The following is a 24751-nucleotide window of genomic DNA, read 5'->3' on the forward strand; positions in this document are numbered from 1 at the left end:
ATGAGCATGATGATTCCGCCGGAATTGCAGCCTTTCGCCAAGATTACCGTCGGTCAGGAGTTTCCGACCGGGAACGAGGATCACCTCGCCGAACTGGGTGCGGTGTGGAACTCGACGGCCCAGGAGCTGAACCAGCTGCTCGGTGAGCTCAATCCGGCGACCGCCGCGACGTTCGAGAGTCTGGCCGGGGCTCCCGCGGAGCAATTCGGACAGTTCGTCAACCAATTGAGTTCGACGCTGCCCGTGATGGCCACGTCGGCCGCGCAACTCGGGGAGATGGCGCAGGAGATCGCGCTGGAGATCGAGTACGCGAAGTACATGATCATCCTGCAACTGGCGTGGATGGCTGCGGAAATCGCGTATCTGACGGCCACTGGGTTCGGCGCGGCGGCGGTTCCGGCCGTGGTCACGATGGGTCGGTTCGCGGTTCAGACGATCCTGCGCGAGCTGTTCATCGCGGTCATCACCTCGATCGTGATGCAGGTCGGCATGGACGTCGCGGTGCAGGTCCTCCAGTTCCTGAAGGGCGACCGCACCCACTGGGACTGGAACGCCACCAAGAGCGCGGCGGAGATGGGGGCCCTCGGTGGGCTCGTCGGCGGCGGGATGGGGCAGCTCATGCGCCACCTGGCGCCGGGGTTCTCCAAGTCCTTGCTCGGCAATGCCGTCGAAGGCGCTCTGACCGGTCTCGGCACGGCCGAGGCATCCAATCTCATATTCGACGCCGGCCAGGACCTCGGGCTGGGCGCCGCGGCCGGAGCGCTGGGCGGGGCCATCGCCCACGGCCACACCCTGCACGGCCGGAAGGCGCCGGACCACATCGAGGTGCCCACGGTCGACAAGTCGTTCGGGGAGGCGCTCAAGCACGGTCTGGAGAGCGAGGTCGAACCGGGCACCCCCGAGCACCCGCTGTCGCCGCCCGAAGAGGCTTCGGGGCAGGTGCCTGGGGAGGTGCCCGAAGAGCACGAGACCGGGCAGCGCCCGGCCGAGGAGCAGCTGGATCTGCCGGACGTTCCGAAGCCGTTCGATGCGTCCGCCGTGCCGGACCCGTCCCCGAACGCGTCGCCGGACCCGTCCCCGAACGCGTCGCCGGACCCGTCCCCGAACGCGTCGCCGGACGCGACCGGGCAGCGTCCCGCCGAGGAACACCTGGATCTGCCGGACGCGCCGAAGCCGTTCGACGTGTCCGCGTTGCCGGACCCGTCGCCGCGCGCGCTGGTCGCGGACCTTCCTTCCGCTCCGACCGGGAGGCGGGATCCGCTGCCGCAGCAGGTGCGCAACCGTGTCGACGCGCTCAGCACGGTCGCGCGGACGGCCGGGCTGCCCGAGACGCAGTGGCGACGGCAGGCCGACGCGGTGCGCGAGGCGGCCAAGTCGGGCGACTGGGCTGAGGCAGCCCGGCGTCTGCACAACTTCCGTACGGCGGTCGAGCACGGCATTCTCGACCAGCGGCTGTCGGACTTCCGTACCCATGTCCAGGGCGGGTTCTCCCGGCTGCGTGAGCTGGGGGTGGAGGAGGGCGCCTGGCGTTCCCAGGTGGACGCCGTCGAACGGGCGCAGCGGACGGGTGATCCGGTCCTGTTGGACAGCCGGCTGAAGGAGTACACCGACTTCGTCGAGCGTCATCTTCCGGTCGAGGTGGTCTCCGGGAACGGCGCGCGCACCTTCGACTCGGGAGTGGAGCAGCTTCGCCGGGAGATCGCCACGGTCAGCGACCCGACGGTGCGGGAGGCGCTGCAGAAGGACCTGCAGTGGCACCAGCAGATGCAGCAGCGTCTGGACCGGCTGGCGCAGTCCGACCCCGAGTCCGACATCATGCGGCGCCGGACGATCGCGGTGGAGGAGTCGGCGCAGTCGCCGCAGGAGGCGGCGCAGGCCCGTGAGGGGCTGCGGGAGTTCCAGGACCAGCGTTACATGCAGCGGCGGCTCGACGACGTGCGCCAGGGCGCGGCCGAGACCAAGCTGGAGCAGCGGCTGGAGGCGCTGCGCGAACGGGCGTTGCCTGACGCGCGCGGGCAGGAGCTGCTGCAGCGGGTGCTGGACGCCTACACGCCGGAGGAACACGAGCAGGCGCTCCGTGACCTGGTCGCGCACAACCAGTCGGCGCCGCAGGAGCGGCAGCTCGACGCCCTGCGCGAGGGGCTGTTGCCCGCCGAGGACCCGCAGCGCGAGCAGCTGGTGCAGAAGGTGGAGAACGCCCGGACGCCGGAGGAGGCGCGCCAGGCGCAGCAGGAGCTCAAGGAGTACACGGACCGTCAGATCCAGGAGCAGCAGCACACGTTCGCCGAGCGCCTGCACACGCAGGAGGACGCCCGGACGCAGGCGGCGGACGAGGACCTGCTGCGGCGGATCGACCGCCTGAACGGCACTACGCCGCAGGATCCGCGCGAGGTCGAGCTGCGGCAGCGGCTCGACGCCGCGGCGAGCCCGCAGGAGCGATCCCGGGTCATCCACGAGCTGGGCGTGCACCAGCAGGAAGTCCTGCAGCATCGGGTCGATGTCGCGACGACGCCGCGGGAGCGCAGGCAGGCGCTCGACGCGCAGGCGAGGTTCAACAACTGGACGCCGGTGGAGCGGCGGATGGCCGAGCTGCGTACGGTGCTGAACCCGGGCGGCGCGCCGGAGGCGGACGCCCACCGCGCGGACCTTGTACGCCAGGTGGAGAGCGCCCGGACACCGGAGGAGGCCCGCCAGGCCCAGCAGGAGCTCAAGCAGTACACGGACCGTCAGATCGAAGAGCAGACACGGCAGTTGGAGGAACGGCTGCGTCAGCAGGGCGGTGACGGTGCAGGGTCGGCTGCTGCGGCGGCCCACGCGGACCTCATGCGGCGGTTCGAGGCGCTGCGCGGCGACGGGTCGCATCAGGACCCGCGCGAGGCCGAGCTGATACGGCGGATGGAGGCGGCGGGCAGCCCGCAGGAGGCGCGGACCGCCGAACAGCAGCTCAACGACTATCTCGGCGAGCGGGAGCAGCAGCGCCAGGTCGACGAGCAGCAGCGGCTGGCGCAGGTCCGCGCCCACGAGCAGGAAGTCGGCCGCCTTCGCAACCAACTCACCCAGGAGCGCCGATCCGGGGCGCCGGAGGAGGCCGTGGGGGAGACCCGGCGGCAACTGGACCAGGCGGAGCAGAGACTGGCCACGACGCGCACCCCCGACGAGAACACCGCCGCGCTGCGCCACGAACTCCAGCAGCAGATCGACCACCCGGCACCGGGCTCGGACCGCCCCGGTGCCGGGTCCGGTCGCGGCGGAACGGAGTCCGGTGGTACGGGCTCCGGGAGCCGGCTGGACCGACTCGTCCAGGAGGGCATCTCCAAGCAGTCCGAGCAGGACCACCAGTTCCTGCACCAGGAGCCGGACGAGCACGTCCCGTTCACTCTCGACGAGCTCGACGACCTGCCCAGCACCCCCACGACCACGCCCGAGCCCCTGCGGACCGCCCGCCCCACCGACGGGCTGGACGGGCTGCCCGATGTGCCCACCGGCAGGCCGAGCACTCACGCTGTCGAGCCGGACGCGCTGCCGAGCACGCATGCTGTCGAGCCGGACGCTTTGCCGAGCATCGACACCGACAGGCTGGACCGTGTGCCCGATGTGCCCACCGTCGGGCCGGAGTCCGTGCCGAGCGCCCCGGCCGTCGAGCCGGACGCCATGCCCGGCACGCATGCTGTCGGGCCGGACGTCCTGCCGAGCATCCACACCGACGGGCTGGACGGTCTGCCCGATGTGCCAACTGGCAGGCCGGAGTCCGTGCCGAGCACTCACGTCGTCGAGCCGGACGCTCTGCCGAGCATCCACACCGTCGAGCCGGAGGCCCCGCCGAGTGTGCCGGCTACCTGGCTGGAGCCGTCGACCGTCGGCCGGCCCGATCCGTTGCCGGACATGCGGAACATGCCGGGCAGCGGCGCCAGGCCCGATGCGACGGTCCCGCCCGAGCTGCACCCCGCCGGGGACGTGCAGCATGTGCCGTTGTCCCACGAGGCGCCCGACCGGATCGCCTCCGAGATCGAGGGACTGCCGGGCGCGCCGCTGAGTCCCTTGGGGCGTCCGGGCGATGCGCCGACGGGACAGGGGCACAAGGAGACGTCCTCGCAGGCGCGCCCGCCGCATGTCGAACCGTCCGCACCCCGGCCTGGGTCCGACGTCACCCAGGCCCAGCGGCCCCGCCCCGCCGCCGACACTGAGCTGCCGCCCGCGCCGGTCTCCGACCCACGCGTCGACCGGGCGACCATGCCCTCGCGTGTCCCGCAGGTCTCGGACCTCGAGAGGACACTCGCGGAGATCGAGCACCAGGACGCGGCCCAGGCGGCTGCCGGTGGCACTTCGGCGACGCAGGGGCAGCAGGACGTGGGCTCGGCGGCTGCCGGTGGCACTTCGGCGATGCACCGGCAGCAGGACGTGGGCCCGGCGTCAGCCCGCGGCACCTGGGCGATGCACGAGCAGCAGGACGCGGCCCCGGCGCCTGCCCGCGGCACCTCGGCGACGCACGAGCAGCAGGACGCGGCGGCCCTGGCGCCCGCCCACGACACCTCGGCAACGCAGCCCGAGCACGCCACCGGGCAGACGAAGCAGGCCACCGGTCCGACGGAGCATCCCGCCGCGCCGACGGCGCAGAGCACTGAACCCGGCCGGCTTGCGGAGCACGCCGCCCCGCCTTCCCGGAAGCTCTCCGAGGCAGACCGGGCACCCGCGCCTGGCAGCCCGCCGGTGTCCTCGCCCGCGGCGGAGCGGGCGGTCACCGACGGTGATGCCGGAAGGACGGGAGTGGCGGACGACGGCCGTGTGGGCGGTCGCAACACCCTTGCCGACACTGGCCTTTCCGACACTGGCCTTTCCGACACTGGCCTTTCCGACACCGCCCAGGCCGACTCCCACAGCGGCGCCACGGTGGTGCCAGTCGTCGGCCGTACGGGCAGCGGCGACCCGGGCCGCACCAGCGCGGGCACGGGCACGGATGGTGGTGTCGGCTCAGGCACCGGAGTACGGACAGGCCGGACCGCCGCCGACGCCCCCGCGTCCCGACCGGGCCGGACGGACGGCCGGGAGTCGCCGGACTCGGCGGCGTCCGCTCCGCACGCGGCCGCAAGGTCCGGCGAGCCGGAGCGTCCGCGGGCGCTGTCCAAGGAACAGACCGTGGCCGACGGCCCCGGCACGGCCGCCAAGCCCGGCGGACCGGCGACGCCGCGGACGGCGGATGTTCCGGGGCCGGTGGTGTCGGACGGGCTTGAGAACACATTCGGCACCACGCTGGACGAAGCGCAGACGGCCCCCCTCCGGGCCGTCGGCGACGACACCACACCCGACAACACCACCGACACCGCACCCGCGGCCGCCGTGGAGGAACCGGCGACCTCCTCGGCCCCGGACGACCCCCGGTCCCCGGTCCGCGCCCCCGAACAGCAGGCCGCGCCCCACGACGCGCAGGACGCCGTACCCACCCCGGACGCGGCCCAGCGGATGGTCTCCCGGCTGGAAGCAGCGCAGCCGCCCGCGGTGTCGCAGGCCGAGACAGGTCTGCAGGTGGAGACAGCTGCGCAGGCCAAGAATGCTCCGCAAGCCGAGGCAGCTGCGCAAAGAGAGGCCTCCGAGCGCGAGCGGCGCGAGCGGCAGACGGTTGCCGCCGCTCAGGACGTGCGGGACGACACGACGGATCAGGGCGTCCGCGACGTCGAGCCCGGCGCATCGCTGAGCCAGTTCGCCGAGCAGCAGTTCGGCAAGCTGAGCGAGCCGAAGGCCCGTCAGCTCTGGGCCGAGGCGTCGCGGATCACCGCGGAGCACTTCCCGTTCCGGCTCACGATCGACGAGAATTCCGGAGGCCTGCTGGAGCGCGCCCCGGAGCAGTACTGGGCGACGATGCGGGTGGCGCAGGCACTGCACCAGAACGAGGGTGCGCCGGACCGGGAGATCCGGGCCGAGGCCGCGGCCAGGGACCTGGCCGCACAGCGCGGCGTCGGCGCCGTGCGGGAGAGCCTGCGGGGCGGTGCTGCAGAGGCCGCGACCGCGGACCGGACCCGCCAGGCCGACGGCGCGACCCCGACCGACGAGTCCGCAACGCCTGCGGCACAGCGGGCTGACGTCCCCGGCACCCCTGCCGAGGTCCACTCGTCCGGGGAGGGCTCGACCTCGGCGTCCGACGCAAGGACGCCGCGGCAGGTGTTGCCGCTGCGCGGAGCCGGGGCGTTGTCGGAGCAGGAGGCGCGGATCACGCGGGCCGCGGGTGACGCCGCCTCCGGAATCCCGGATCGACTGGAGTTCGTCGGCCCCGACGGTCTGCGGCTGCCCGGCCACGCGGTGCGGTCCGGCCCGGACGGAGGGTTCATGGTCACCGGCACCGGAGGAGAACTGCACTTCACCGCGGACGGCGACTTCACGCACCGGGACGTGCCGCTGCCGGGCACCGGCCACGTCGCGCGGTTCGACACACCGTCCGGTGTGGACACCGCACCGCGACTGGTCGACAGCAACGGTTCGCTGGTACCGGGAGCGGACATCCGGCGCGGCGGTCACGGCGGTGTGGCGGTGACCCTCCCGGTGCCGGGGCAGGAGGAGACGCGGCTGCGCTGGGACTTCGACGAGGACGGAGCGCTGCGCGACCAGTCGCTGATCGTGCCGGACCGGCTCGCGGCGGCCGTCGACCGCACGCTGGATCTGTCGGGTCTGCGTCCGGAGGGCGTCGTATGGCGCGATTCGTACGAACCCTTGTGGCGCTACGACCTCAGGCCGCCGAAGGTCGTCTTCAAGCAGGGCTTCGAGGCCAAGGGCACCGAGAGGGCCAACCTGGCGCAGTACGTCGTCGCGTGGGGCCCTTCGATGTTCGTCAGCACATCGAAGGACGACAACTACACCCACCCCGCGAAATTCAGGTACGAGATCCACGCGCCGGGTGGCATAGACGTCAACGAGACGCTGAAGGACCACCGGTTCGACGAACAGGGCGATGAGCTCGGTCATGAACCGCAACGCGCGGAGGTCGGAAACCCGCACACCCAAGAGCACGAGATCGCGTTCCCCGGTGGTGTCCGCCCGCAGTTCATCAGACGGGCGCAGCACATCAAGGACGCGCAGGGCAGCCACCTCAGGGGCAAGTGGAAGTCCAACCCCGCGTTCGACCCCACCTCCGTCAACACCGAGGTGAGACGGCCGGTCACCACCCAGGAGGTCGAACAGATCCTGGAGCGGGCGAGGTCCGCCACGGCCCCCGGGACGCAGGTGTCGGCGCCGGTGGAGGTACCCGAGGAACTGCGGCGGTTCGCACAGCAGTTGGCCGAGATGACGATCTCGAAGTCCCACACCCTCTGGGACAGCGCCGTCTTCATCACCCGGACCTACAACCGGTTCGACACGGTGGTCGACGAGCCCCTGCCTCCCCTGGTCGGGCACCGCCTGATCAGTCCGGCGCTGCTCCGGCGCGATCCCGAGCAGTACTGGCACACCATGCGGGTGGCGCAGGAGATCCACCTGCACGGCGGTCCCCGCCGGGGAAGCGTCGAGGGCGTGATGCTGGCCGAGCGGCTGGCCAGGGGCCGGCGCGAGGGCGCGACGCTCGAGAGCCTCCTGGGCACCGGGGGACAGCGGACTTCGCAGGCACCGGCGGGGGCATCGGCCGTACAGAGCGACCTCAGTCGTCCGTCGCAGGCACTCGTGTTCCCGGCGACGGATCCGGTACGACCCGAGCAGTGGCGGCACCGCCGGGCAGACGCCGTCGGCAGCGAACTTCGGACCGAGCGCTTCGATCCGGAGCGGGGCCGGCCGGCCGGCGACGGCACGCTGCCCGGCAGCAGCACCCTCATCCGGGCGTGGGTGCGCCGGATCCAGGCCGACGACGGCCGCTGGGTGCGCAACCTGAACCTGCACCTGCCGGTGCGGTTCGGCGACGGCTTCCACCAGGACATGCTTCCGCGGTACGAGGCCCGCTGGCGGCAGACGCTGGACGACCACTTCAACACCGGCCTGCGGCTTCCCCGTTCCGGCGATCAGCTCCACATCGATCTCAACCTCAGCCACGTCCCGGACCACCCCGAGGCGATCGAGCTCAGCACGTCGCCCGAGCCCGGCCGCTCCGACCAGCTGCACTTCCGCATGCACAGCGAGCACCCCGGGCTTCGCCCCGACGAGCTGGCGCGGCGGCGGCAGCTCAACGACCTGCTGGGCCTGCACGAGTTCGGCCACTTCATCGGCCTGCCGGACACCTACTACGCGGCGGACTCGGTCTTCCGCAACACCGCCGGGAAGTCCAGCCGCACCGGCATCATGGCCGACGTCGTCGAGGCACCCTCCTCGGGCGTCCCGAAGGAATACCTGGCCGCCATCGAGAACGCCGTGGACTCCGGCCCGGTCGTACGCGACCACCCTCTGACGGAGTCCTCGTCGACCAAGGCCAGGACGAAGGGCGCCCGCCAGACCCCCGGTGACCCCGCGGAACACCGGCGGTTCGGGCGGTTCCGTGACGAGCTGAAGCGCCTGGTGGTCAGGCCCCACCCTGATCCCGATCAGCTGCGGCAGAGCATCGGCGCGTTCCTGGACGGTGTCGCTCCGCAGCGCCGGGCGGCCTGGGTCCACGAGACGCGGCAGCTGATCGACACCCTGCCCGACACGCAGTACACCGACGAGTCGGTCAACGCCGCCCACCGGGCTCTGAACGCCTTCGACACCGACCGGAGCACCCTGGCCGTCCCCGGCGCGCAGTACGTGAGCGCGAGCCGCGTCACGGCCCCCAGGGGGGCCGGCTTCGTCCACCGCGACATCCCCGAGGTCGTCGTCATCGACGGCGAACCGTATGTGACCGTCTATTCGGCCGTGTTCGGGGACGAACTGGGCGCCGACAAACCGCAGTACAAGGACGTCGGTCTGGACGCCAACGGAGTCGTCCAGATCCACACCGGAACCCCGAACTACGACGCCAGGAAACCCACCGAGAGCGTCTTCTGGGTCAGCATCGGCCAGCCCTTGCGCCAGATCAAATGGATCGACAAGTACAAGGCCCAGGGCGCGACCGAGCCGATGATCCGGTCCTTCCTCGTGCCGCTCGACATCGCCAACGAGATCTCGCGTGGCGCGGTCACCGAGCACAACGCCGGGGATTCCGCGTACGGGCCCGGCGAGATCATGGACGATTTCAACGTCGACAAGCCCTACGCGTCCAACCAGTTCGGCATCAGAAACCCCCACTCCCTCGAACTGCTCCGCCGGACGGCGCTGCCCCATTCGCTGCGCACCTACACGGACGGACCGACGCAGGGCCGTCCCGGCTCCTGGGGCGACGTCCGGCCCATCGGCGAACTCCGCGGCAGGCTCGGCGTCCCGAACGAGGGCATGCCCGGGCTCCCCGTCTTCACCGAGGGCAACGGCTTCGTCAGTCCCGTCACGAACGAGGCCACCGCGAGGACACTCCGGGAGATCGTCGCGGCCCACTACAACAACCCCGGGCTGCGCGAGCCCGGTGACAAGTACCTGTCGAGAAAGCAGGTGGAGGCGTACTTCGACCAGCACGCTCCCGAGCACCTCAAGAACGGCATCGACGACCGTGCCGGCAAGCGGGCGGCCATCGACGCGTTCGTCCGCGACCACGTGAGCCTCTGGGCCTCCCAGGCGCGCATCGCGCAGACCCTCTGCAAGGAGTACGAGCAGTTCCTCACCAGCAACCCGTCGGAGAGGCCGGTGGACTACCGCCTCACCGAGGTGCAGCCCACCCTGCGGGGCCAGCGCAGGACCGCCGACCGGCAACTGGGCCGGGTCCACGGTGAGCTGTTGGCTGAGCGGTTCGCGATCCGCTCCGGCTTCGAGGCCCTCGGCGAGCACGTCGCGGCCGCGCTGGGGGAGGACTCGCCGCGCGACGTCCGCATTGCGCTCAGCGAACTGAGCAAACGCCGTAAGGAGATAGTCGACGACTACCGGTTCAAGGTCGGCGACAGTACCGTCCTCCCAGCCAGGAACGACGAGTACCGCGCCTTCGCCACCGGCATGCGCGGCCGGATCACCGAGGCGCTGGGCGGGCAGCAGCCGGGTCCGGAGCTGACGCGGGTCCTCGACTCCCTGGACCGGATCCGGGCGGTCGGCAACGAGGAGACGCCCGCCCGTACGGCGCTCCTCACCGGCCCCGGCACGCTCGCCCTCGACCCGGTCTCCAGCCGCTCCGACCTGGCGGACGGCCCCGTCGCGGCCGCCCCGACCGCGCAGGGCTCCAGGCCCGGGCCCGTCCGGACCGACGCACCTCACTTCGACCGAGCGGCACAGCAGATGCCGGAGCCCGGGCCGGTCACCCGGCACATCCTCTTCGACAGGGGATCGCACCGGCTGACCACCGAGGCCGTGCGGGCCATCGAGGCTCTCGCCGCGAGCACGGCCCAGGAGGCCATGGCGGCCGCCGAGCGGGGACGGCCGCTGCCCGTCGTGTCGATCAGCGGTCACGGCAACGGCACCGTACTCGGGCGGCCCCACTACGGCAGGGCCGTCCTGCGCGGCCAGGAACGGGCCGAGGCGGTGGCCGACGCCTTCACCGAAAGCCTCCGCAGGCACCTGACGGAGGCAGGGGCGCCCGCCACACTGAACGCCGCCGACTTCCGCGTCGTCGTCACGTCACGTGGCCGCGACTACCCGCCCGGCACGAGCGCCACCGACGGGGCGGGCGCCCTGCGCCGCGCGGTCATCACCATCACCCACCCCCGGACGACCCTGGCGGACCTCTTGGCGAGCTCGCCCCGGCGGGGGGCGGCGCAGTCGGCTGGGGACGGGACGGTTGTCCAGGAAGCGCCCGACGACGTCGTTGCCGTTGCGGAGGCGGCGGTTGCGGAGGAAGTGCGTGCGCCGGAGCAGGTGCCTGCCGTTGGTGCGGTGACGCGTCCCGGGGCGGTGCGTCCGCCGGAGCAGAGGCGTTCGACCGGGGAAGAGCCTGCGCCCGACGAGGTCCCTGCCGCCGGGGAAGCAACGGTTCCCGAAGAGCTGAGTACGCCGGAACAGGTGCACGGCGCCGAGGAGGCGTCTGCTGCCGAGGACGCGGTGATCCCGGATGAGGCGCGTACGGCGGAGCAGGCCCGTGCCGTCGAGGACGGGGCGGGCCCCGGCGAGGCGCGGGCCCCCGAAGAGGCGCGCGCCGTGGGCGGGACGGCGGTGCCGCACGGGCCTTCCCGGGCGCTGCTCGAGCCTGCCGAGACCACGGCCGAGCCTTTGCGGGCGCCGGAGCCGGGCGCAGAGCAGGAGGCGGTGTCCACGGTGCGCTCCGAAGGGACGGCCGCCGTTCCCGAGGAGCCGCATACGCAGTCGCCGATCCCCGACGAGGCTGCCCCACAGTCGTCGAGTCGCGAGAGCGGCTCCGAGCACAGCTCCGACGAGGCCCGGCAGACCCTCGACGTTGTGGACCGGTTGGTCCTGGACGCCAGGGCCCGGTCGGCCGCGACCGACGTGGAGGCCGGTGACTACGTCCGGGCGGCCGGGCAGCGGGAAGCCGCCTACGACCAGCTGCTCCAGGACGCGGCCGAGGCGACGCGGAAGTGGCTCGACGCGTCCGAACGGTCGCAGGAGGCGCACGTCGACGGCTTCACCGTCGCCTCGCTGGAGGACGGCGGCATCGCCGCCGTACATGACGCGACCGGGTTGCGCTCCACCTTCGAGCTGGCCGACGGCGGGCCGGTGTGGACCTCGCGCGAGTTCCGGCTGGTGGACGCGCCTTCGGAGATGGCCTCCGTGAAGCTCGTGGTCCACCGGGAGTTCGAGCAGGACGGGTCGGACTCGCTGTGGAGCGATCTGGCGGGGGAGAGCGGAGAAGGGGCGAACGCACGGTTCTATGCCGCATCCCCGAACGGGACGACCGCAGTCGAGGAGGGCCTGCTGGAGGTCGTCGACGACGTCCACGGCCACCGTTACACGGTCGACGCCACCGGTGTCGTGATGGAGCGTCAGGTCCGGATCGAGGGTGGACTGGGCCGACTCTGGTACGACGCGACACGCCCGGGCCAGGCCCCCGAGCTGCTGGAGGCGGACCGTACGCCGTCGCAGGAGTGGAGCGCGAGTCCGCTGGACGGCGGCCGGGTGAAGCTGGTGCGCGCCGAAGCACCGGCCGACCCGACAGAACAGTTGGAAGTCGACGGTCGCACCGGCCGGCTGCTGAAGGAGACCGTCGCGATCCACGGCAGACGGGGGAAGATCACCGGCTTCTGGGAGATCGACCACCGGCGCGCCCGGGCGGTGCGCATGGATGAGGCGGGGCGTCCCGTCACCGCGGACGGCTCCTCGGACGCTTTGGTGGTCACCGGGGAGGAGGGTGACCTCAGACTGCTCAGCAGCGGACCCGACTCCACGCTGCTCTTCGAACGTCCGCCGCTGGGCGACGTCATGGCGGACGGCCGCCGGCTGCCGGTCGGTCCCGGAGCCTTCGGCTTCCGTATCGGGCTTGCGGACGGCGACCGGTCGGTGCGCATCGACGCGCCCCTGGGAGCGCCGGAGGCACTGCGTCTGGTGGACCGGAGCAGCGGTGAGCGGATCGACGTGCCGGTGCGGTTCTCGCGGGCGGACATCCTGAACGTGGAAGTCGCGGTGCCCGGTGCGGCGAACGACGCCCGGGCGCAGTACGACTTCAGTCTGCGGGGCCGGCCGCGCTTCGAGAAACTGCCGCTCCTGGGCAGCGGGGACGCCGCCCTCGGCGACGTGCGGCTCGTCGTGCGGCACACCTCCGGGGGACCGAACCTCGCGCTGGACGGCCCCGAAGCCGCGCTGGAGCGGTTCGGCATCGGCCCGGCACCCGCGGACCTCGCACATGATCCGGCGGTCGAGTTCACCGTCACCGACTCCCACCAGGGCATACGCCACCACTACAGCCGCGGCGCGCGACTGGTGGCGCGGGACATACCGCTGTATCCGGGGGCGGCCGGCGAGCACGTCCTTGACGGCCTTGCACCGCTGTATCTGCGGCTCGGCGAGAACCGGGAGCCGCAACTCATCGGGCCCTCGGGGCCGTTGACCGGCGACCTGGTGGTGACGACGCAGGAGCTGGGCGACGGCCGGACGGCGGTGATCCGCCAGGACAGCGCGGGGCGGGAGGAAGCCCGTCTCGTGGTCGACACGGGGAACGCGCGCGTGCTGGAGGAGACCGTCGCCGCGCCGCGCGAGCGCGGTGAACTGCACGGATACACGCACTGGAAGCTCGACTTCCAGGCCGGAACGGCCGTACGGCTGCGCGAGGACGGCGAGTCCGTGGACGGAAGGCTCGACCACGGCCTTTTCGAGATCGCCGACGACGGCAGGCTCCGGGTGATCCGGCCGGGAGGTGAGGACCAGGGCCGGCGCGTCCTGTTCGAGCGGCCCGGCATGAACGACAGCGTCGCCTGGCTGCGCTCCGAGGACTTCGGCGTGCATGCCCCCGCGGAGGTGGCCGCGCAGACAGCCGCGAGCCGAGCCGACCGGGAGCGGCTGGCCTTCCAGCGCGAGGCCGAGCGCTTCGAGCGCAGGCTCGGTGCCTACCTGGTGCAGCACCCCGAGGTGCGGCGGGAGGTCCACAAGTTCGTACAGGCGGCCTGGGAACACGCGGACCCCGAAGACCGGGCGAAGTTCGCCACCCACCGCACCACATCGGTCGGTGCCGTCGGCCCCGGTGAGGATCGCGCGGAGGAGGTCGTGCGGCACGGCAACATCCGTGAGCACATGGGCTTCCTCATGAACGGCAGCTACAACAACGTCATCCCGAAGAGCCTCGGTATCGACTTCGAGGACATCCGGCAGGGCAAGGACGCCGAGGAGCCCTGGGAGGACAAGAACCCCACCGTTCCGGAGCCGGCCCATGGCGCGTACCGGGAGACGGTCCCCCTGAGCGAGCGGGAGGCCGACTGGTCGGAGGGCGGGACGTCGTGGAAGAGCGGGGCCGAGAAGACCGGCATACGCCTCCTGCCCGTCGGCGACGACGGTGAGCCGGTGCCGTTCGACGACAAGGTGTTCGGTCAGGGGCTGCACGCGGGAGCGCAGCGCACCGGCGGACTCGTCGCGTCCGGGATCTCCGGCACGACCCAGATCTTCCTGAAGGAGGCCTATTACGCCAACCGAGTCTGGAACGCGGACATCGACCTGAGATGGCTGCGGCTCGCCATCGTCGGCGACATGCTGTCGGCCGGTCACCACACGCTGCACGAGATTCTCGCGGGGGCCGACGCATGGGCGCGCATGGCGGGCACCCGCCGTGCCCTGGGCTTCCGGTACCAGGACAACTGGGAGCGTTATCGTCACCTGGGCCCGCTGACGGAGCGGGAACTGCGGGAGCACGTCACCCCGGAGGGGCTGTTCCCCGACGAGCTGGTGCGCGGCTCGGGGGTCGCGGCCTACGACCCGGTGGACGACGCGCGTCAGGCACTCCTCGACCACCTGGGCGCACGGCGGCGGAACCGTTCGGACCAGGACTTCACGATCACCGCGGTGGACGACGGCCACGAAGTCGTTCACACGCCCACGGGCCTGGTCACCCGGTTCGCCGGCGAGCAGCACGAGATCGTCCACCACGAGGCCGTCCCGGGCTTCGGGTCCGGCGAGCTGCGCGGTCTGAAGGTGGCCGTCGACCACGTCCGGCAGGAGGACGGCCGCATCGAGATGCGGTACCGACTCCTCGGCGACCCCGAGGCAGCGGACCGGTTCACCGTCCGTGCGGCCCCCGGCGACCTGCGAGACCGTCACCAGGCGGCGTTCAGCGTCCTGGAGAAGGACAGCGGCCGGTGGCTGCACTTCCTCGCCGACGGCAGGGTGATCGCCAAGGACCAGCCGCTCGCCGACGGGCTCGGACAGCTGCGGTTCGACATGGTGCGGCCGGGCGAGAAGCCCCGACTGCTGGACCCGACGGGCGAGCCGTCGACGCTGCACCGGGTGGAGGACCTGGGTGGTGAGAGGGTGGCCCTGCTGCCCACCGCGTCCGGCGCGTCGCCGCTGGAGCGGATCGTGGTCGACGCCGAGACGGGGCACCGCCTGGAGGAGACCGTCGCAGCGCCGGGCAGCCATGAACTCCCCGGCACCCACTGGAAGTTCGACTTCCAGGCCGGCATCGCCCTGCGTGCCGGCGACGACGGCAGGACGGTCGCCCTCGCCGGCGGCCGGTTCGACCACGCCGTACTGGAGGCCACCGACGGCGGCGACGTGCGCGTGGTGCTTGCGGAGCAGGACGGGGAGGCGCCCCGAGTGCTGTTCGAGCGGCCCGGCGTACAGCAGCCGGACACCGAGTCGGCCGTGCGGGCGGTGGAGGAGCCGCCGGACGGCGGTGCGGACGTTGCAGGGTCTCGGTCGCCGCGGACGGACGTTGCGGCGGGCGGGGCTTCTGCGGTGTCCTCGCAGCCGGAGTCGGTGGATGACGTGGACGGGGTGGGGCCGGATCTGCCATCGGGTGCGGTGGAGGTGCCCGCGGCCGAGGCACAGCAGGAGCAGCCCGCCGCGCAGGACACGGCCCACACCGCCACGCATCAGCACACCATCGGAGGGCACACGCTGACCCAGCTGTTCGCCCAGGCCGACCTGGCGGACGTGCTCGGGCGGAGCGACAACCCGCTCGACCCCGCCGAACTGATGCGGCGGGCGCGGGCGGACCGGCCCAAGGTGACCGGTGAGATCGACGGCTTCGACGTGCGTACCGCGATCGTCCGGATGGTCGGACGTGCCGTCGCCGATCGCGCGGCGTACGCCCTGATCGACAACGCCTTCTCGGACGAGCAGCTCAAGGAGAACTTCCACCGCTCCCTGGACGGCGGATACAGCGTCGACTTCAGCGCCCGTGCGAACGGCGGACCGCAAGTGGTGGTGGAGGCCGTGGGCCTCGGCACCCCGCACGGGGTGGCGTCGGGCACCGACGACTTCGGATTCAGCCGCACCCGAGCTGCGGAGAACCGTGGCGCGTCGGTCACGCGCCAGCAACCGGTCCTCGAACCGCGGGCGGCCCGCATTCCGCTGCCCTTCCTGCAGATCGCCGGAAAGATCGCCGGGTTGATCAACGCCCGGGACACGAACATGTCCGCGAAGACCAAGCGCGACATGAAGACGGAGGTCGTCGAGACCGGGGTACCGGTCGCGCAGGCCGGCCACACCGTGACGTACCGCGTCTCGGTGCGCAAGCCCGGCCGCTGGCCCTGGAGCAGCGCCAGGGTCCGGGAGGACGTCGTCCACGTACCGGTGACCCTCGCCTGGCCCAAGCCCGCCGCGGACACCGTCGTGCTGCCCGACGTGGCGCAGGAAGCCGGGCAGCGGCGCACCGAGGAGGTGCTGCACGCCGAGTTCGCCGGCGTCGGCCCCGGCGTCTTCCAGGCCGTGGAGGGCGCGCTGGGCGGCACCTTCCGGGTGAACGATCCCGTGGCGCGGGAACTGCGCGCCTGGCTGGATCAGCTTTCAGGGCGTGCGCCGGAGCTGTTCGGCGGTCAGGTGGTCCGCAAGTCCTTCCCGTTCAAGGGACGTTGGGGCAGGACCCAGATCGCGGTGGCCGTCGCCAAGGACATCGTCGTACGGGACCTGCCGGAGGCGGACGGCACGGTCACCCGTACCCACCGGATCAGCGCGGAGAGCACGTGGGGGCAGGGAGTGACCCGGCGCTGGGGCGGCGGCCTCACGCTGGGAGTGGGCAACACCACCCACACGACCGGCGTTCTCGGTCCGGTCGTCCTGGGCTACGGCCTGACCAAGAGCGTCACCGACGTCTCCGACACGCGCGAACGCACCCAAGCGGAGACGTACAAGGGACCGATCCACAAGCGTCAGGCGGAGTTCACCCTCGTCGTCCGGGTGGGCGGCCACGACGGCGTGGCGCAGCGGGTGGACGGCGGTGTGGCGACGCTGTGGACGCGGGAGCACGACGATGCGGTGCCGTCGGACGACACCGGGACCACGGTGTCCACCGACATTGCGACCGAAGACGCCACGACCGAAACCGCCACGACCGAAACCGCAGTGCTCGAAGAAGCCCCCACGGAAACCGCGGTGTCCGCCGATGCCGCCGCCGCATCCCAGGATGCCGCCACGCCGCGGCCCTCCGTCCCCGAGCCGGCGGGGGCGAGCCGGTTCACCGTGGCGGACCGGCTGGACGCCGCCTACCGGCTCACGGACGAGACCGTGGACGAGATCGCCGGCCCGGTTCTGCACCGTCTCGAGGCGGAAGGGCTGCTGGACGCCGCCCGACTGCCGGACGTGGCGACGGAGTTCCGCGCCTTCCTGCGGGAGCACGCGCGGGAGGTGGCGCACAGCGGGGACGGCGTACGGTTCCCGTTGAGCGCGTGGCGCAGCGGCGCCCCGGACGTCTTCGTCCGCGGCGTACTGCGGCTCGCGGACGGCCGGTACCTGGGCGACGGCGCGCAGGTGACGCTCAGCGGAACCGTCACCGCGAGCCACGCCCAGAACACCGCCGTCACCCGGCGGAAGGACGGTTCCGTAGGGGTGGCGGGCGCCGGGTCCATCGCTCCGACGGACGAGGTCGAGTACCTCGGAAGCGGACTGGCGTACAAGTACAACCAGGTCGTCACCCGCAAGGTGACGCAGCGCCTGCGGGACGAACGGCCGCTGGGCGACGGCACGGGAATCCATCGCTTCGACTTCCCGGTCGACTTCGAGGTCCGGGTGGGTGGCCGCTGGTCGGCGCCGGGTGAGGTGGCGCGGTGGCGCGAGGCGGACGCGGCCGCCGGCTACGCGGCCGCGACGATTCCCGGCCGCGTCGAGGTGGCGGTCCCCGAGCGAACCGTGGTGCCGCTCGCGGAGTCGTCGCAGGCGCCGGCCGAACCGTCCGTCCCGCTGTGGAGGGAAGGGGACACGCCGCGGCCCGTCCAGCGCGAGGGACACCTGCCCGCCGGTTACCGGCTGGACTCGCTCAAGCCGGTCCCGGGCCTGCAGAGCACGGTGGCCGGGATGCTGTCCGCGCCACGCGGAACGAGCTGGCGGGAGCTCTACCGGCGGCCGCTGCTAGGCAGTGCCCCGGCCGCGTTCGACCAGCACCAGGGCAAGAACTGGCTGGAGCGCACACCGGACGAGATCAACGAGCGCAACGCCGCCCTGGACGTACTGGAGAACTTCACCGGTCCGGCGGCCCGCATGGCCGGGTTCGAGCGGGCCGTGGGATTCAAGGACACCGTCACCCTGAAGAGCCACAACCGGGCGGGACTCGCGGGCAACCGCGAACTGCTGGCGCGCGTGGACCTGTCGGCCCGGCTCGGCGACCCCCGGATCATGGCGGTCGACGAGGAGCACACGTTCGGCGGCACGCGCTTCGGCCAGGTCGAGCAGACGTCGGACACCCAGCGAGGGTGGGCCGTCAAGGGCAAGCTCGGCGGGGGAGTCATGGCCCCGCTCACCGACCTCCACACCTACGTCGGCGCCGAGGTCGGCGGCTCGCTGAGCTATGCCGACACACAGGGCACGTCCACCACACATGCCGCTGAGGCCATGTCCGCCGACGAGTGGGTCGACCGCGGTTACCAGGTCACCTTCGACGTGACCTACGAGGTGCGCACGCGAAGGGACGCGGCCTGGCAGGACCTTGCGACCATGGTCCATCGGACTCCGGCCGACGAGCGGTCGACCTGGGCACTGGTGCCCGACGCGGTCACCCTGTGGGTACCGGCGCGCGAGATCCACCGCATCGGCGAGCTGACCGAGCAGGACATCGCCAAGCTGGTCGCCGACGACGCCGAGCGGTACCTCGCGGCGGCTGCCGAGACCGACGCGGACGCCGAACCGCAGCCCGTCGGCAGCCCACCGGCGGCACAACCCACCCTGGACGCGCCGCAGGAGGAACCGTCCGCGGTGGCCGGAACACCGGACATACCGGCGGTACGGGCGCCGGCGAACACGGGCCGCGGCAGCGGGCGCGTCGAGCTGTACCGGCTGGAGGCCGGCGGAGAGCTGGTCCAGCAGATCGCACGCCGGCTCGGCCAGTGGTCGGTGGAGAACGGGCGGACAGGGGCGGTGCGGGTCGAGAAGTTCGCCCGCATCAACGACAGGCTGATCCACGACGTGCTGGGCCCGTCGCTGCCCGCGTCCGGATTCGGCACGGTGATCGAGGAGATGCTGAACGGCGGGCGGCCGGTCTTCCTGGCGGGTGACACGCCCTTCGGCAAGGTGGAGCAGCTGGTGGTGCTGCGGGCCAGGCTCGGTGAGGGGCGCTACCACGCCACGCTGTCCCGCCACACCTCACGGGACGGTCTGGAGACGACCGAGCGCACGACCGGCACGACCCAGTCCGGCCTGTCCCTTTCGTGGGGCGTGTACGCCATCGCCAATCCGGGCGTGGCGCACCGTCCGGCCTCACTGCTCATGGCCGGAGTCGGCGGCGCCCACTCATGGACCGCGAAGAGTGAGGTGACCAAGGAGCACACGGCGTCGGTCAGCAGCTCCGAGGCCGGGGCCGCGTCCGCGGACGGCTCCGCGTCCCGGTCGGGCTCCAGGTCCGTGTTCGGGGCCGGGGCGGGGGAGGGGGTGCAGTTCCTCCACGACCTGCTGGTGACGATGGACGTGTACCCGTACGCGCGTCCGGGGCACTACAGCAGGTATCTGCCGGACTGGATGCCGAAGTCGGGCGGCCGCTCGTTCGGCGGCTCGTGGACGGCGCAGTTCACCCTCCCGGGTGCGGCGCGCTCCACCGTGCCCGCGGAGGAGGTGCTGCCCCCGACCGAGGAGGCGGCTCCCTCGGCGGCGGCGCCGGTCCACGGCTCGCTGGCGGAGTGGCAGCGCGGTGCCGGGCTCGAGGCGGGCCTGCCCACGAAGGCGCTGGTGCGCCCGTTCGACGCGCCCCGGCTCCGCAGGGTCCTGGACGATCTCGCCTTCGGTGGCCGGGAGGGGCGGCCGGTGCTGCGTCCTCGTGCGGGCTTCGAGTTGCAGGCACGCACGGGTGCCGTGGTGCTGCGGTCGAAGCTGCCGGACGCGATGTCGCCGCGGGGGCACGTCGTCGAGATCACGGGGGACGCACTGGCGCAGGTGACCCTCACGGCGGACGTGGTGGCGCGGGAAGTGGTCCGGGCGATCCGCGAAGGCTCCCTGACCACCACCGCCTCCGACACCTCGAAGGCAGAGTCGAGCTGGACGAGCGCCGGCGAAGCGGGCCCCATGTGGTACGCCGACCTGCGCGAACCGACGATCCACCTCAAGGACCACACTGCGGCGAACCGGTCCTTCGTGCTGGGCGAGGACGCGTACAGCACCTGGCTGACGTACGGGCAACCGACGTCGGTCACCGGCGAGACGACCCGCAAGGAGCCGAGGCCCGAGGGGAACGGCGATGCCGGCCCCCGCTACCTGGTACGGCTGACGCCCCGGTGGACGGTCACTCCCTCCTATCGTGCCAAGAAACTCCCCGAGGAGTGGCGGGCACCGATCACCACCGGGCCGGACGAGCCCATCCTGGTCGTGGTGGACCAGGAGGGACTGGACCGACTGGGGCTGTCGGAGCCGGGCGACGAAGTCGCCCCGGGCACCGGGGACGTACGGGAGCGTCACCGCAGCGGGCGGACTTGGCAGCCGGTGCTGCCGACCGTGCCCGAGGAGCACGCGGACGGCACGCAGGACGGCACGCAGGACGTGGAGGACACCGCGCCGAGCGACGGGTCCGAGGCCGAGGCCGGGACCCTGCCCGTCGAGGAACCCGGGAGCGACCTCACGGATCAGGTGCCGCCCCCTGCCGCCGATCCGGTGGTGCGGGTGGTGGAGGAGCCGGTGCGCGGTGTCGCCTCGCTTGCCGGGTACCGGCTGCGGCGGACGGACACCGCGGCGACCGGCACCTCTGTGGCGTCCTCGCGGCTGGAGTTGGCGGACGTCGCGGGTGAGGTGGTGCCGGACCGGACGGTGCTGCCGCGTGAAGGCGGCGGGTTCGTCGTCCAGGGGGACGAGGGAGCCCTGTTCCTCGATTCCCGTGTCCGCTTCGAGTACCGCGAACTGGAGTTGCCGGGCGTCGACCATGTGGTGCGGTTGCGGGTGCCGGACGGTATCCAGGGTCCGCTGGAGCTGCTGGACCGCGACGGCGTTCCGGTCGAGGGCGGGCGGCTGGCCCGGTTCCCGGACGGTCTGACCGTCACGCTGCAGCCGGTGGGCCGGAACGAGGGCGTGGTGGCGGAGTGGCGTTTCGACACCTCAGGTGTGCTGGTCCGTCGGGTGCTGCCGCACGTCGGTGAGTCGTCCGGCGGCGCGTTCTCGGGCCGCGGGAAGGCCCCGCTGGGCGAGGTTGACGCACCGGCGGCAGAGTCGTCGTCGGCCGAGGCACAGCAGGAGCAGCCTGCCGAGCCGGAGGCGTCCGGTGACGCCGCGCAAGAGGTGCGGGAGGAGTCCGGGCAGGCGGAGTCCCGCGGCAGGCAGCGGGCACGGTGGCGGCCGGGCCTGCCGGCCGTGGCCGAGGGACTGCCCGCGGCTCCCGGGTTCCGGCTGGTGGTGCCGTCCCCGGAGGTCGTCGCCCGGTACGAGCTGCTGGGACTGCCGGCGCTCCCGGAGGCCGTGGACGCGCACATGAGGCCGCTGCCCGGCTGGACGGTGACGTCGCGGGCGGACGGCGGGTACACCGCGTCCGACGCGGCGGGAGAGGTGCGCTGGCAGTTCGCCGCGGACGGGGTGCCGCAGGCGCTGGACGTGCGGTTGACGGGAACGGAGGACTTCCTGCGGTTCGCCGCGGGCGAGGACGGCCCCGAACTGTCGGTGGTGGGGGCGGACCACTATGAACTGGGCGAGGTGCGCGACGCGTCGGGGACGCTGACCGAGGTCTGGATCAACGCCCCCGGGGACGACCTGGGGTGGCGCGTCGACGGGAACGGCGTGCCCCGGGACGTCGAGGTCCCGCTCCACGGTGAGGGCCTGCCCGAGCACCTGGTCGGCGCGCTGATCCGCAGGCTCCGGGTCCCCGTCTCGCAGAGCGCACCCCACGGCTGGGTCGCGGAGCTGGTCGCCGCCGACCCGTTGGTCGTGGCGTCCCACGGCCTGCAGACGACCTCGGACGGATACGTCCTCACCGACCGGGTGACCGGTGAGGCGCTCCGCTTCGGCACGGACGGGATCCTGGTCCCGGCGCGCCACAACAGTGCGGCGCCGTGGCGGACTTGGCTGCGCGGGCTGAACGAGGGGCTGTCGGCGAGGCGTGCGCCCCGGACACGGCCGCAGAACCATGTGGGTATGGTCGGCGTGGAGTACGACCAGGTGCTGGCCCGGATCTTCGACGAGATGCTGCCCGGGGAGCGGTCGTCGGGCCCGCGGAGTGCGCCTGCGCAGGTGCTGGTGCCGTTGATCTCGCGCGATGCCACGGACTTCCTGCGGCGTTCCGGGCTGAATGCGTCGGCGGACCCCGACGGGCTCGCCGAACTGCGGGCCACGGCGCACGAGGCGCTGTGGGCGGCCGCGCGCCGGGCGCTGGAGGAGGCCGGGCCGGTCGTGGACGCGGCGGGACTCTCCGTGAACGGATTCACGGTGCTGCCCGCTCGGCCGGACGGGCTGCGGCCGGTGACACACGAGGCCACGGGCCTGGAGACCGTGTTCGGGCCCCGAGGTGAACTGGTCTCGCACCAGATCTACCTGCACGAGGTCCCCGCGGAGCTGTCGGGCCGGCCGGTCCAGGTCAGCCACAACCCGGACGGGGAACTCGGATTCGCGTGGGCGGACGCCGCGCAGGTCGGCGGCCATCTCACCATCGGCTGGGTGGGCGACGAAACCGGGACGAGCACGGATCCCCGCCGTCAGTTCGTCGTCGGGAACCAGGCCACCGGAGACACGTTCCTCTTCGGCGCAGAGGGCACACCGACCGAGCCGATTCACACACCGGAGAACTCGCCGTCCACGGCGCACCAGCCCGAGCAGCCGGACCTGCCTGCCGACGACGTCTCGGAGGTGCGCGAGCAGTCCGGCGTGGCCGCCGCCCACGCCGTACCGGAGCGCGAGCCGCAGACGGACGCCGCTGCGACCCCGCCGCACGCCGAAGTCCCCTGGTACATGGGCGGGAACGGCATGGACGCGCACGGCGAACTGAACGTCACCGCCGTCGATTCCTGGGACGAGGCGCTGATCCGGCAGTGGGCCAACAACATCGCGTACGCGGTACGGCACGACGGCGACAGCGCCGAGCTGGAGACGGGCATCCGCGAGGCCCTTCGCACACTGCTCCGCAGCGGGGAGGTGCCTGAGGCACTGGCGGCCGGCGAGGACACCCGCAGCGCCGCGGCCGACCGGGAGCGGCTGCTGGACTTCTGGGAGACGGCCCTCCAGCGCGGCCGGCTGCTCACCGCGGACGGTCATGTGGTGTGGGTGCGGCCGGTGCTGCGCAATGTGGAGCCGTTGCCGCAGGAGGCGTCCCCGGTCGACGGGTACGCCCTCAACTGGGGCTCCCTGGCGACCACTCACAAGTCTGCCGGAGAGGGCGGCTGGTCCGGCGCGAGCTCCCTGCTGACGGCGATCTCCACCGGATCGAGGGCCGTGTCGTCGGTGACGCCGGCGCCGGTGCTGAGCGTCGAGGCGCACCGCACCGGCCAGACGCAGACGAACCGCAGGGTGGTCTTCGACCGGAAGATCTGGATGCAGCAGAGCACCCCGTTCCGCGCGGGCCTGCAGCTGCGGATCTTCGTCGACGGCGAGGAACGCCGGCACGACCGGGTCATCCCTGAACGTCTCACCGTGCGGCTGCCCAAGTCGCTGACGGTCCCGGGTGCTCTGCAGCACGTGCCCCACGCCGCCCCTGTGCGCGACGGTGAACAGCAGGACGCCGGGCGCCACCGGGCCCGTACGATCCTCAACGCCATTGATCTGACACCGCTGGCCGCCGAGTTCGAACGCCGGCTGCACGCCGCCGGACTACCCGCCGACGCCGTACGAACACTGATGGAACGGACCCTCGTCCAGCTCAACGAGCGGTCCGCCATCAACCGCAGCCGCTACCTGCTGGGCAACGAGCTGGTGACGGACCGGGTGTCCCTCTCCACCGGCCTAGGCCGGTCGTTCCAGGGCCATGTGGCGATCAGGGCGACGATCGAAGGTCTGGAGTACCTGGGCGACACCGCCAAGGTCCCCGTGCGCGAGGACTCCGCCAGCACGCTGGTGGCGCACCGCAAGGAGGGTGCGAAGAGCAGCGCCTCGCTGGGCGGCCGGGTCGTCGTGGGGCCGGCGGAGTTCCTCTCGCTCACCGGTGAGGTCCAGCGCGGCACCAGTCAGGGCCTGGCCGTCGCGACGGCCCTCCACACCATCGTCCAGACCTCGGACGACCACGCGCGCTACCGCACCTCGCTGAACGTCTCCCTCGAGGTGCGTTCCACCACGCACCGCATCGAGCCGCTCACCCGCATCGTGCCGGCCGAACTCGGCGTCCCCAGCCATGAGGCCGCCGACTTCGAGCGCCGTGTGCTCGGAGCGGACGCGCCGCTGCTGCGGCAGCCCCAGCCGGCCGGTCCGGTGGAGGCGCGGCCGTATGTGCGGGCGCTGCTCGCGGAGGCGGCCGAACTGGGCGTCGGCCTGCCGCAGGCGGCCTACCGGCGCCCGGAGCGTCTTGACGCGCCCCTGCCGCAGCCGCACGAACGCGAACCGCTGGCCCTGGCGACGCGGCGGGGCCTGGGCTTCGGTACCCTCCTCGGCCTGCCCGGCGCCGAACTGGTCCACGACCAGATCCGCACCGTCATCGGCCAGACGCACCAGCAACTGACCGGCCGCCGACTGAAGTTGACCGGCCACCCGCCCTTCGTCAAGCTGGGCCGCCCCCGGGTCGACTGGGCGGGCGCGGACCGGGAACTGCTCACCACGTTCGGGCGGCCGTCCCTGGAGACCGACCTCGCGCAGCTGATGTCCGGCGTCGAGCACTCCGTGCGGC

At 72.5% G+C, this 24751-nt stretch carries 1 protein-coding gene (cut by a window edge); it reads left to right on the plus strand.

Annotation, left to right across the window (positions count from 1 at the left end; translation table 11 throughout):
* Positions 1–24751, plus strand: partial view of a hypothetical protein gene (locus EDD92_RS40725; RefSeq protein WP_123968923.1) — the 5' portion only. 3224 nt of this gene lie beyond the right edge of the window; the window shows 24751 of its 27975 coding nt (coding positions 1–24751); its start codon is at positions 1–3; its stop codon lies beyond the right edge, outside the window.

The sequence above is a fragment of the Streptomyces sp. TLI_185 genome (genome assembly GCF_003814765.1).
Classification (GTDB): domain Bacteria; phylum Actinomycetota; class Actinomycetes; order Streptomycetales; family Streptomycetaceae; genus Streptomyces.